Source organism: Methylobacterium sp. 13MFTsu3.1M2, assembly GCF_900112625.1.
In the GTDB taxonomy this organism is placed as follows: domain Bacteria; phylum Pseudomonadota; class Alphaproteobacteria; order Rhizobiales; family Beijerinckiaceae; genus Methylobacterium.
The window spans coordinates 268542-280483 of sequence record NZ_FOMM01000003.1; the positions used below are offsets into that span (position 1 = coordinate 268542).

The 11942-nt window shown below is 72.7% G+C and carries 12 protein-coding genes and 1 pseudogene; 3 read left to right on the plus strand and 10 right to left on the minus strand.

Annotated elements, in window-relative coordinates; translation table 11 throughout:
• Positions 1–116 precede the first annotated feature (116 nt).
• Positions 117–1493, minus strand: a complete 1377-nt coding sequence (locus BM314_RS03285; RefSeq protein WP_042669687.1) for an MFS transporter — start codon at positions 1491–1493, stop codon at positions 117–119.
• A complete protein-coding gene (locus BM314_RS03290) occupies positions 1490–2299 on the minus strand; it encodes a PRC-barrel domain-containing protein (protein WP_091976881.1) in 810 nt (269 codons plus the stop codon). The genes BM314_RS03285 and BM314_RS03290 overlap by 4 nt, the downstream gene beginning before the upstream one ends.
• 339 nt (positions 2300–2638) lie before the next feature.
• Between BM314_RS03290 and BM314_RS03295 the strand changes: the two genes are divergently transcribed.
• Positions 2639–3046: a hypothetical protein gene (locus tag BM314_RS03295; protein WP_026604823.1), complete on the plus strand. Its 408-nt coding sequence runs from the start codon at positions 2639–2641 to the stop codon at positions 3044–3046.
• A gap of 106 nt (positions 3047–3152) precedes the next feature.
• Here the strand turns inward: BM314_RS03295 and BM314_RS03300 are convergent.
• The 3 genes and pseudogenes from BM314_RS03300 to BM314_RS31235 all read right to left on the minus strand — a co-directional run.
• Positions 3153–3506, minus strand: a pseudogene (locus tag BM314_RS03300) (PRC-barrel domain-containing protein); the annotation flags it as partial.
• Between the two features lie 118 nt (positions 3507–3624).
• A complete protein-coding gene (locus tag BM314_RS03305) occupies positions 3625–4110 on the minus strand; it encodes a DUF2721 domain-containing protein (protein WP_042669689.1) in 486 nt (161 codons plus the stop codon).
• A 49-nt stretch (positions 4111–4159) separates the two neighbouring features.
• Positions 4160–4282 carry a hypothetical protein gene (locus tag BM314_RS31235; RefSeq protein WP_020092516.1) on the minus strand — a complete coding sequence of 41 codons (123 nt, stop codon included), beginning with the start codon at positions 4280–4282 and terminating at the stop codon, positions 4160–4162.
• Between the two features lie 243 nt (positions 4283–4525).
• On the opposite strand from BM314_RS31235, the gene BM314_RS03310 reads away from it, so the two are divergent.
• The gene (locus tag BM314_RS03310) at positions 4526–4885 is read left to right on the plus strand and encodes an SWIB/MDM2 domain-containing protein (protein ID WP_012320460.1); all 360 of its coding nucleotides are present in this window, start codon (positions 4526–4528) and stop codon (positions 4883–4885) included.
• 342 nt (positions 4886–5227) lie between these two features.
• Here BM314_RS03310 and BM314_RS03315 read toward each other — a convergent pair whose 3' ends face one another.
• The 5 genes from BM314_RS03315 to BM314_RS03335 form a co-directional block, all read right to left on the minus strand.
• The gene (locus BM314_RS03315; protein ID WP_091976883.1) at positions 5228–6025 is read right to left on the minus strand and encodes an SDR family NAD(P)-dependent oxidoreductase; all 798 of its coding nucleotides are present in this window, start codon (positions 6023–6025) and stop codon (positions 5228–5230) included.
• A 68-nt stretch (positions 6026–6093) separates the two neighbouring features.
• The gene (locus BM314_RS03320) at positions 6094–7521 is read right to left on the minus strand and encodes an MFS transporter (RefSeq protein ID WP_020092514.1); all 1428 of its coding nucleotides are present in this window, start codon (positions 7519–7521) and stop codon (positions 6094–6096) included.
• 221 nt (positions 7522–7742) lie between these two features.
• Positions 7743–9089 carry an ATP-binding response regulator gene (locus BM314_RS03325; protein ID WP_056526969.1) on the minus strand — a complete coding sequence of 449 codons (1347 nt, stop codon included), beginning with the start codon at positions 9087–9089 and terminating at the stop codon, positions 7743–7745.
• Complete coding sequence (locus BM314_RS03330; RefSeq protein ID WP_026604820.1) at positions 9086–10306, minus strand: FIST signal transduction protein; 1221 nt, start codon at positions 10304–10306, stop codon at positions 9086–9088. The genes BM314_RS03325 and BM314_RS03330 overlap by 4 nt, the downstream gene beginning before the upstream one ends.
• Before the next feature lie 141 nt (positions 10307–10447).
• Positions 10448–11017: a c-type cytochrome, methanol metabolism-related gene (locus BM314_RS03335; protein ID WP_026604819.1), complete on the minus strand. Its 570-nt coding sequence runs from the start codon at positions 11015–11017 to the stop codon at positions 10448–10450.
• Between the two features lie 250 nt (positions 11018–11267).
• Here BM314_RS03335 and BM314_RS03340 point away from each other — a divergent pair, with 250 nt between their 5' ends.
• A complete protein-coding gene (locus BM314_RS03340; RefSeq protein WP_020092510.1) occupies positions 11268–11942 on the plus strand; it encodes a transglutaminase-like cysteine peptidase in 675 nt (224 codons plus the stop codon).

The window sequence follows — 11942 nt, forward strand, 5'->3', positions numbered from 1 at the left end:
CGAGAGCGTTGCCATATGTTTCACCGGCTCGCACCTTCGCCGCGCTTTTATCCGCAGAACCTGAACGCCGCTTGAGCGGCTTGGAAACACCCAAGCGAATCCGATGCCGCGCCGGGTCAGGCCGCGCGCTCCGGCTGGCGCGTCTCCGGCATGATCAGCGCCACCAGCATGAAGGCCGCGAAGCCGACGACCGCGAGCCCCAGGAAGGCGCTGTGGCTGCCGAGATGGTCGGCCATGATGCCGGCGAGCGAGGTCGAGAGGGCCGCGCCGATGCCCATGGCGGTCCCGACCGCACCGAGGGCGAGGTTGAAGCGGCCGGTGCCGCGGGTGAGGTCCGACACGATCAGCGGCACCATCACGCCCAGCACCGAGGCCGAGATCCCGTCGAGCACCTGGATGGCGACGAGGCCGTAGGGGTTGGTCGTGTAGGCGAGCAGCAGGCCGCGGACCGGGAGGGCGCCGAAGCCGAACAGCAGCACCGGGTAGCGGCCGAAACGCTCGGCGGCCCGGCCGACCGCCGGGGCGCTGACCGCGAGGACGGCCTGCGGGACCATAATGCAGGCCGCCACCAGCGCGGTCGCGGTCTCGCTCGCCCGCAGGGTCAGGACGCTGCCGACGAGGGGCAGCATCGCGGCGTTGGCGAGGAAGAACAGCACCATGCAGGCCGCGAAGCACAGGAGGCCGCGGTTGGTCAGGAGCGCGCGGATGCCGTCCTGGCCGGACGCGGGCGCCGTCGAGGCCGGCGCCGCCTGGGCCGGGGCCGGCTCCTTGAACACGCCCGGATCGATGTCCTGGGCGCGGATGCGCGCCAGCGCGATCACCGTCGGGATCCCGAGGGCGGCGGTGAGGTAGAAGACGGCGCCGTTCGACAGGTAGTAGCCGATGGCGCCCATGCCGGCCGCGCCGAGGGCGTTGCCGAGGGCGGCGAAGCTCGCGTTCCGGCCGAGGCGCTCGCCGGCCCGGGCGCGCCCGACCAGACCGATGCTGATCGCCGCGATGGCCGGCGTCAACACGCAGCTCGCGGCCGAGTGGAGCGCCATCGCCAGGAGCACGATCAGGAAGCTCGGCCAGACCGCCAGCGCGAAGGCGCTGCCGGCGATGCCGATGACCGCCACGGCGGCGGCGAAGCGCTTCGAGCGCACGACGTCGACGAAGGCGCCACCCGGCACCTGGCCGAGGAGCGCCACGAGGCTGCCGACCGTGAGGGCGAAGCCGATGTCGGACTGGGTCCACTTGGCCTGGGAGAAGTAGACCGCCAGGAACGGGCCGAACCCGGTCTGCAGGTTCGCGACGAAGAACGCGAAGGCGTCGAGGCCGTAGCGGCTCGCCGACGAGATCGCGCGTTCGCCGTGGACCGCCGAGCCTGCCGGCGCGCGTGCGGCCTCGGCCGCCTGATCCTTCAGGCGGGTCGGACGGGAACGGATGTCCTGCCGGGGCACGTCGCGCTCGCGGGGGGCGGCGGCGGTTCTGACCTTCAACCGGGCCACCGTCACTTATCCGGTGCCTTCTCCGGGGGCGGGGCGGGCGCGGGCGCGGGCACAGGCGCGGCGGGGGTCGGCGGGGTCGCGGCGGCAGGCGCCGCGGCGCCCGAGGCTGCGTTGCCGGGCACCGGCGCGGCCGGGGCCGGGGCCGACTGCGGCGGTGTCGCGGAGCCCGCCGTCGGCGCGGCCGCCTGCTCGCCCTCGGCCGCGGGCGCGGCCGGGCTGGCGGGGCCCAGGACCACGATCGGCTCGCCGGCCTTGTATTCCGGGGAGACGCGGACCTGATTGCGGGTCAGCGCGACCGACAGCTTGCGCTCCTTCCCGCCGTCCGGCGTGAAGCGCAGGGCGCGCCAGTCCACGGCGATCTTGCGGGTTCCCACACCGAGGAAGCCGCCGAAATCGATGATGGCGGCGCGGGGATGACCCTCCTTGTCGATGATGATGTCGATGACGCGCCCGAGCTCGTCGCCGCCGGCGCTGCGCACGCTGCGGCCGAGCAGGCTCTCGTAATCCTGCGTGTCGAGGACGGTGGCGGGTGTCCCCTGCTGCTGGGCCTGGGCCGCGGAGGGCGGCGCGCCCGCGGCAGCCGGCGGGCTGGCGGGCGGGGCGGCCGGGGTCGCCGCGGGCGGTGGCGTCGGGGCCAGTACCGGGGCCGGCGTCTGGCCCGGGGTCTGGGCAGGCGTCTGGGCCGGCGGTGCGGATGGCGGCGCGGCCGGACTCTGCGGCGCGGCCTGACCGGCAGGACCCTCGCTGCCGCTCACCTGGGCCTGCGCCGCGGCCCCCGACGCCCAGAGGGCGAGCGTCACGGCCGCGATCATCCGGTTGGTTCTGAACACGCTTCGTCCTCTGAGGAAAGGCCGGGCCGCGCCGGCGTGCCGGCGCGTCCACGACCGCATTCGGCCGGTTCCGGGTCCGCCGCCGGCAGGATCCCGCCCGCGGATGGCGTCGTGCCGCAGGACCTGGGCGAAGTTATGGACCGCGGCGGCCTCGCAGCAAGGCTCGGGCCGCGCGGGGCGCCCGCACGGCCCGAGGGGGCGGCGTCATCCCCCGGCGTCCCGCGGCGCTGTCTGGTTTTCGCCGCATCCCCAGCGTAGACCACCCCGCATAAACCCACGCGAGCCGCGGATGGCACCGTGGCCACTGTCGAGGACTACACGATGTCGACCCTCACCACGTCGCGATGCGCGGCAGCGCGCGGCCTCGCGCTCGGTGCCGCCCTGTCCGGTCTCGTGGCCGGCTGTCAGGCGCTCGGCGGAGGCGGAGGCGTGATGCCGGCGACGGAGGTCGGGCTGCCGCCGTCGCTGCGCGGTTCGCTGCCGAACCGCGAGCCGCGCAACGCCGCGGTCGATGCCGACGGTCAGCCTCTCCAGACGGCGCCGACGAGGCAGCTCGCGATTCCCAAGACCGCCGGCGGCGCCACGCGGACGGCCGACAGCGGCGAGCGCCGCATCCGGCGCGAGGATCTCGACGGCGGCAACGCGGCCGTCGGCGGCAGCGGCGGCAGCGGCTCGATGGGCCCGATGCTGTCGCCGGGCGGCAGCGTCGGCCTCGGCGGGAAGTTCTGAGCCGGCACGTCCCGGGGCCCGCTCCGCAGCGAAGCGTCCGCGCGCCGCGACGCGGGATGATCCGCGCCCGACAGCCCGGGTCGACGAGCCGGGCCTAACCGGCCGCCTGGCTCGGCGCCTCCGCGAGCACGCCGGGCTCGAGATCGACCACGTAGCCGCCGAGTTCGGTGCTGTAGCTCAGCGCCTTCCAGGGCAGCGGGTGGTGGGTCTCACCGAGCCCGAGAAAGCCCCCGAAGGCCAGAACCGCGTAGGCGACCTGTCCGGAGATCTTGTCCACCATGAAATTGTGGATGGCGCCGAGGTGGCGGCCGCTGCGGTCGTAGACGGCGGTGCCCTCGACCCTGTTGGACGCGATCAGCCGCGGCGTCTCGTCGATGGCGACGCCTTCGCCGGCGGCGGGGTCGAGCTCCAGCGTGCCGGGCTTTCTCAGGGTGCGCTCGTTGGGCAGGTCCGTCGGCATGATCTCTCCCGGTTCGCGCGCGGGGTCGTGCCCGCGCGGCGGTCCCTCGGCTCACTAAGCGCGCCGGTCGGGACCGGTTCCGCCGGCGGGGCGCGGGGTCCGGACCCGCACCGAGCGCTCAGCGGTCGGGCGGCATGCCGGCGCTCGCCCGCCGCTGGTTGATCCGGTCGCGGACCGAGCGGTTCGCCAGCAGCATCTCGAAGCCGAAGGCCACGAGGGCGCACAGCGTGCACAGGATCGCCGCGCCGAACAGGCCGAACAGCAGGGTCGCGACCGTGCTGTCGCGCAGCGCGCCCACGAACAGCGTCAGCACCGAGCCGCAGGTCGCCACGCCGCCGAGCGCGGCCAGGAACACTGCGGCGTCGAGCGCGAGGGAGCGCCGGTGAAGGCGGTCCAGGCGCTGACCGAGGCGGACGCGCTCGGCGTCGCCGGCCCCCGCCAGCAATCCGGAGACGTGGTCGGCCTGGTCCGCCACGCGCGCGAGGCGGGCCCCGAAGACGTTGAGGAGCGTCGCGATGCCCGACAGCAGGAAGACGGGGCTGAGCGCCACCTGGACGACGTGGGCAGTCCCTTCCAGGCTCGCGAGGGTGATCGGGTCGGTCATGCGGTCGGGCTGATGCACCCGGCGGACCGGCGCGGCAATCCCGGGTCGCTCAGATCAGTCCGCGCCCCGGCGCGGTGCCGGAGGCCGTCGTCTCCGCGCGGATCACCAACCCGAGACCGGTGACCAGTCCGGTGGCGAGCAGGAGCGCGAGCGTGAGGGCCGGGGCGAACATGTCTGTACTTCGCGCGCAGGATTGTTAAGAGCAGGTTTCGCGCCCGGCATCGGACCGAATAATCTTCACCACGGCGTCGATCGGGCGATCCCACAGGGGATTCTCGTGCGTGCCTTGTGGATGAGGGGGCTGCAAAGGCAATTTCCCCTTGGAACGGCGGCGGCACCGCTTAGTTGCTGCTATGCTGGCTCGGCCGTGGGGCGATCATGCCCCGGCCTGCGGCCCGAGAACCGGAGGAAGTTTATGGCCACAAAGACCGAGAAGGCTGCGCCGAAGGCGGCCAAGACCACCAAGACTGCGGAGAAGGCCGCCCCGGCGAAGGCTGCGAAGCCGGCTGCCGCCAAGTCGGCCGGCACCAAGCCCAACGCTCTGCAGCAGCCGCTGAAGCCGTCGGCCGAGCTCGGCGCCATCGTCGGCACCAGCCCGCTGCCCCGCGGCGAGGTGGTCAGCAAGGTTTGGGACTACATCAAGAAGAACAATCTTCAGAACCCGCAGAACAAGCGCGAGATCGTTGCCGACGACAAGCTCAAGAAGGTCTTCGGCAAGGACAAGTGCTCCATGTTCGAGATGAACAAGCATCTCGCCGCCCACCTGAAGGCCTGATCACGACCTAGAGCCAAGTCCGGCGTCTCGTCTGGGCCGACGGCTCTAGGTGCCTCCGCGACGCTCCAGTCGGGCCGGACGACCGGCCGACATGGCGCGGCGCGCCGCGGGCGAAAGCCCAGTATCCAGAGCCGCCGGTCAACCCGGCGGGCTCGGGCGATCCGCGGAGCGGGGCGCGTTCATAGGTCCGGATCCCACGGGTCTGGATCCCGGGCTTCCTCGCGCGCTCTCGCCGGGCATCGCGGTCCCGCGCCCGCGGGTTGGTCGACCGGGCCACCGCTTCCGAGACCGGCGGGTGATGCCCGGACCGGTCCTGATCCCGGGGCCGGGCCGCGCCAGATCCTAGGCTAGACCCTGCAGGACACCGCCGTCGACCCGCAGAGCTGCGCCGGTGGTGGCGCTCGCGGCCGGGCTGCAGAGATAGGCGACGAGGCTCGCCACCTCCTCCACCCGCGCGAGGCGCCGGATCAGCGAGGAAGGCCGGTGCTCCGCGACGAACTGGCGGCCCATGGCCTCGAGGTCGGCGTCGGCCGCGCCGCCGGCCATCTGCGTCATGAACTCCGCGACGCCCTCCGACAGGGTCGGGCCGGGCAGGACGCTGTTGACCGTCACGCCGCTGCCGGCCACCGTCTGGGCGAGCCCGCGGGAGATCGCGAGCTGCGCGGTCTTGGTCATCCCGTAATGGACCATCTCGGTCGGCGTGTTGATCCCGGACTCGCTGGAGATGAAGATCACCCGGCCCCAGCCGCGCTCCGCCATGCCGGGCGTGTAGGCCCGGGACAGGCGCACGCCGCTCATCACGTTGACGTCGAAGAAGCGCTGCCAGTCGGCATCCGGGATCTCGAAGAACGGCTTCGGCTCGAAGATCCCGGTGTTGTTGACCAGGATATCCACGACCGGCAGCCCCTGGACGAGCGCGGACACGCCGTCCGCGGTCGCGACATCCCCCGGCGCCGCGAAGGCGCGGCCGGCCCGCGCCTCGCCCCGCAGCCTCGCCAGCGCAGCCTCGACGCGCTCGGGCGTGCGGCCGTTGATGCCGACCTCGGCGCCGAGATCGAGGAGTTCCTTGGCGATGGCGTAGCCGATGCCGCCGGTCGAGCCGGTGACCAGGGCCTTCCGGCCGGTGAGATCGAGATCCATGGGACGCTCCTGCACGTGACTCGTCGCGTCAACGCGGTCCCGCGCCCGCGGTGGCATACGGGGTCGGCCTAGCCGCTCCGACTCCGCCGCAGGACGCTGGCGCAGCCGCCGATCACCGAGAGCGCCACCGCGCAGGAGAGCGAGATGGTGACGGCCCGCTCGGCCCCGAGCCCGTGCGTCAGGCCGAAGATCACCGCCACCAGGGCCGCGCCGAGCGACTGCCCGGTGAGCCGCGCCGTCGACTGCATCCCGCTCGCCCCGCCGGCCCGCTCGCGCGGCGCCGAGGTGACGATGACCTTGTTGTTGGGCGACTGGAACAGGCCGAAGCCGAGGCCGCACAGGGTGAGCCTCCAGACGATGTCGAGGGTGGCGGGGGCCGCGGGCAGGAGCGTCACGCTGACGAGCCCGGCGGCCATCATGGCCAGCCCGACGCCGCCGAGGATGCCGGGCGGGTAGCGGTCCGCGAGGCGGCCGGAGATCGGCGCCATCGCGGCGACCGCGATCGGCCAGGGGGTGAGCAGGAAGCCGGTCTGGGTGCTGGAGAGGTGCAGCACGTCCTGGAAGTAGAAGGGCAGCGCCACGTAGGAGACCATCTGGGCGCAGAACGAGGCGACGGACGTCGCCATCGACAGGGCGAAGGCGGGGATCCGCAGCAGGTCGACCGGCAGGAGCGGGGCGGGCAGCCGGATCTGGCGCCGGACGAACACCGCGCCGATGACCAGGGCGGCGGCGAGCTCGACGATCGCGACGCTGCGCGCCTCCGGATCGCCGAGACCGTCGATCCCGATGATCAGCAGGCCGAAGGTCAGCGCGTTGAGCACCGCGCTCGCGAGGTCGAAGGGGCGGCCGCTCGCCGGTGTGACTGGAAGGGTCCGGGACGCCACCGCCAGGGCCAGCAGGCCCACGGGGATGTTCACGAGGAACAGCCAGGGCCAGGTCGCCACCGACAGGATCGCCGCCGCCACGGTCGGGCCGGCGGCCGAGGCCACCGCCACCACCAGCGCGACGTTGGCGACCCCCTGGCCGATCATCCGGTGCGGGTAGATGAAGCGCACGAAGCCGATATTCACGCTCATGATCGCCGCGCCACCGAGGCCCTGGACGATGCGGGCCGCGATCAGCATCGGCAGGTTCGGCGCGACCGCGCAGGCGAGCGACGCGGCGACGAACAGCGCGAGCCCCGGCAGGTAGACTTTCCGGAAGCCGAAGATGTCGCCGAGGGCCGCGAACGGCAGGAGGCTCGCCGTGACGGCGACCTGATAGGCGTTGACCACGAAGATCGCGTCGGCCGGCCGGACCGCGAGGTCCTTGGCCATGACGGGCAGCGCCACGTTGACGATGGCCCCGTCGAGGACCGCCATGGTCATGGCGAGCCCGATCGCCGCCATGGCGAGGACGCGCTCGCGCGGCGGCAGGCCGTCCTGGACGGGCCCCTGCGCGGTGCCCTGAGGATGACCCGGCGGGCTGCCTGTCGGACCGTGCGGGACCTGCGCCATGGGTGCGCGCTCCTGCGGCGTCCCGGCGGGTCCGTGACGTCGATGGCGGGGGGACATCCGGGCACGGGACGCGCCGCGGATGCTGCTCCCTGTCGCGCAGGCGGGGAGGCCCGTCGAGGGGGGGCGTGTGTCCTATGTCACGGCGCGGACGGGAGTGTTCGCCGCGGACGCCCGCGGCTCGGATCCGGCGCGAGCCGGCGCGTCGCGGCGCCCGATCGGGCTCAGGCCAGCATGTAGGTGAGCAGGGAGCGGAGCTGGGCCGGCTTGATCGGCTTGTGCACGAGCTCCGCGCCGGCGGCGGTGACGCGCTCCTCGACCGCGCCGGTATGGTCGGCGGTGGTGACGATGACCGGGAGCGGCCCGGTATGCAGCGCCCGGAGATAGGCGGCCACGTCGAGGCCGCAGGCGCCGTCGTCGAGATGGTAGTCGAGCACCAGGATGTCCGGCGCCCCGGCGCCCGCCGCGACGGCGGCCTTCACCCCCGCGAGGTCGCGGAAGGTCGAGACCCTTGCATCCCAGTTCTGGAGCAGGCGCGCGAGGGCGTCGGCCGTGGAGGCGTCGTTCTCCACGACGAGGACGTGGGCTCCCGAGAGCCGGGTCGCCACCGGGGCGGGCGGCGCGGCGGCGGCCGGGACCGCGCTCAGGGGCAGCGTCAGCGACACCCGGGTGCCGTGGCCGACCCGGGAGCGCAGCCGCAGGGGATGATCGAGGGCGAGGGCCATGCGGCGGACGATCGACAGGCCGAGGCCGAGGCCAGGCTCCTCGCCGCTGCTCGGCCGGTCGCCGCCCCGGAAGAACTCGTCGAAGACGAGCTCGCATTCCTCGGCGGCGATGCCGCAGCCCGTGTCGGTCACTTCGATCCGGACGCCGCCGGACCGGCGCCGGGCCGCCAGGACGATCCCGCCGGTGCGGGTGTAGCGGACGGCGTTGGAGACGAGGTTCTGGAGGATCCGCTGCAGGAGCACCACGTCGCTGGTGACGGTCAGGTCCGGGCAGTGGACCGACAGGCGCAGGCCCTTGCGCTGTGCGAAGGGTTCGAAGCTCTCCGCGATCCCCGCCAGCAGGTCGGGCAGGAAGACGGGCTGGACCTGCGGCCGGACGATCCCGGCATCGAGCTTCGAGATGTCGAGCAGCGTCTTGATCAGGTCCTCGATGGTCTGCAGGCCCCGCTCCACCTGTCCGGCGATGGTGCGCGCCTCCGGCGGCACGTCGAGGTCGGCGAGCGCCGAGATCGAGAGGCGGGCGGCGTTGACCGGCTGCAGCAGGTCGTGGCTCGCCGCCGCCAGGAACCGCGTCTTCGAGCGGTTGGCGGTCTCGGCCTCCTCCTTGGCCGCGGCCAGCGCCTCGTTGGAGCGCTCCAGCCGGTGCATCAGCCCGGTCAGCTCCTCGGTGCGGGTGCGGACCCGGCCCTCGAGCATGATCGCCGTCTGGAACAGCGAGTAGGCGCTGCCCCGCTGGTCCATGGAGCGCTCGACATGGGACATCAGCGCGGCGTTGATCCGCTCGAGCTTCTCGATCCGCCGGTGCAGGGACGCGTCGGTCTCGAGGCCGTTCGGGTGCAGGGTCACGACGCGGCCGGGGCGGGGGCCGCGGCCGGCGCGCCCGCGGCGAGGGTCTTGCCGATGGCGATGCCCGTGAAGGTCTGGTTCAGGTGCATCGCCCGGTACTGCTCGCCGAAGGTCTCGAAGCCGACGACGTTGTAGCGACGGTAGAGGTCGGCGATCCCGTGCCGGACCTGCCGGCTCTCGGCGTCGAGGCGGCGGAGCACGCACTCGAAGCCGATGATCAGGTCGACGCCGCCGAGCACGGCGTCGAGGCGCGCCAACTCCGCCCGGGTCGAGGCGACGATGTCGCGCGGCTCGGCGAGGGTCAGCACCACGCCCTCGTCCACCGCGCAGAAGAAGCTGAGCGAGCCGTCCTCGTTCATCCGCCGGATCGAGCGGCAGAAATACTCGCCCCCGACCTTCACGGCGAGCGGGTAGGCGGCGAAGCTCATCGGCGACAGGCCCTCGGGGTCGAGGCCGATCGCCATCGCGTATTCCCGGGCCGCCGGCTCGGCGTTGAGCTCGTGCACGGTGCGGCGCTCGCCGTCCGAGGCGGTGACCACGAACTTGGTCCGCGTCGGCTCGAAATTGTCGCTCTTGAAGATCTCCACCGAGAAGTCGGTCTCGACGAGCACCAGGACCGCCGCCTTGCGGTGGATCTTCCCGCCGTGGAGCATGACGGCGTCCCGGAAGCGCAGGTCGTCGCCGGCCGAGCCGCCGACGATCGGGATGCCGTCGAGCGCCCAGGCGATCGCCGAGACCACGGTCTCCTCGGCGTTGGCGAGCCCGTCGATCAGCGACAGGGCGAAGCGGTGGCCCGTGCCGGCCGCGTCGACATCGCGGCACCGGTCCAGCGGGTCCAGGGTCCGGCGCAGCGCCCGGACCGCCGAGGCGGTCCGCTCCACGTCGAGGTGGTCGATGGCGTCGAGGACGGTCGAGACGATCCGGAACCGCTCGGCCGGGAACGCGATGACGACGAGCCCGCGGTCGAGGCCGCCGGCCGGGGCGATGCCGCCCGACATCGAGCAGCCGGCCACCGGCACGCCGGGGAACCGGGTCTCCAGGGCACGGGCCAGGATCTCGGCATCGTAATCGGCGGAGAAGAACGCGACGACCTGCGACAGGGCGGTGTCACCGACCGCGAGCGCCACCTCCGCGGCCGCGTCGGCGGCCCCGGCCGCGTCCGTCCAGGCCGTCCAGATGCCGCACAGATGGCGGCGCACTCCCGATCCTTGAGCCACGTTCCACCCCCTGCGACCCCCTCGGCAGGCTTGGCGCCCGCTCTTCAGCGTCTTGGGCGGAGTATGTCGTGCGCAATCGAGCGGTGCAACGGGGCGTGTCGACCCGGTCCGGTCCGCGCGGGAAGCCGGACCGGGGCGGCCTCACTTCATGCAGGCATCCTCGGCCTTCTCGAAGGCCGCGGGCTTGGGTTCGTGCTCGGACGGCCGGTTGCGGCCGAGCGCCCCGTCGGAGCGGGCGCGGAGATAGGTGTAAATGTCCGGCAGGTAGCAGGTGACGTTCTTGTTCTCGCCGAAGGCGGGCATCACCAGCTCCTGCGAGGCGTTCACGTCCCTCTTGCCGCCCACGACGATGCCGGCGAACTGCGCGTAGTCCATGCCCTTGAGGGCGTCGACCAGCGACGGCGCGTAGGTCGATCCCAGCCCGTCGGGGCCGTGGCAGGCCATGCAGTTCGCGCTGTACCGGACGTAGCCGGACATCGTGTACCAGTCGACCATCTTGCCGCCGTCCGTGACGTGGTAGGTCGGGTTACCGTTCTTGTCGGTGTACTGACCGTCTTGGACCTTGGCCGGCTGCGTCGGCCCCTCGCTCTTCAGGTCGGTCGCGGGCGGGGCGGTGGTCGGAGCCGCGGCGGAGGCCGGCAGCATCCCCAGGGTTCCCGCTGCGAGCCCGGCCAGGACGAGGCCGGCCACTCTGTCTGCAACGCAACGCATACGTCTTCCTCCTGCCGCCCACAGGCTTCTTCTTGGTGGCGCGGTGCCGGGATAACGGCGGATCTCGTCGGAGAACACCTTGAGGCGCCTTCACGTTTTCGAGCACGGCCGGTGAGCGTCACGATGACCGGCCGAGAGTGCGCTTATCCGCGTTGCGCACAGCATTAACCTTTTGTTAATCGGCGGATTGCCGCCGGCCCGCCGGCGTGAGAGCTTTCGTTAACGAGAGCTTAACGGTTGGGTCCCGGCGATGCGGTTCGCGGTTTCCATGATGCAGGGCCTGGTCAAGGGACCCGCCTCGCGTCGGCTCTCCCGGAGCCGCCGGGCGGCCCTGGCTGTCCTCGCCGTCGCGGGGCTCGCCGCCCCGGCCCAGGCGCAGACGCTGGCGAGCCTGCCCACCGAGGCCGGCGCCCGGGTGCAGGGCGATGCCAAGCCGATCGCGGCGTGGGTGACGTTCTGCCAGACCTACGCGGCGGAGTGCGCGCTGGACCGGGGCGAGCCGGCCCGGATCAGCCTGACGCCCGCCACCTGGGCGACGATCGTGTCGGTGAACCGGCGGGTCAACAAGGCGATCGAGCCGATGACCGACCAGGACCACCTGCACGTGGCCGACCGCTGGGACCTGGCCGAGGACGGCATCGGCGACTGCGAGGACTTCCAGCTGCTCAAGCGCCACATGCTGGCCGAGGCCGGCCTGCCGCGGCGGGCGATGCGCATGACCGTGGTGATCGACGAGAAGGGCGAGGGCCACGCCGTGCTGACCCTGATCACCGACCGCGGCGACCTGGTGCTCGACAACAAGACCAGCGCGATCCTGCCCTGGCACAAGACCGGCTACGTGTTCATCAAGCGCGAGAGCCAGGACGCCGTCGCCTGGGTCTCCCTCGGCGGCGTCACCTCCCCGGTCACCACCGCAAACCGGTGA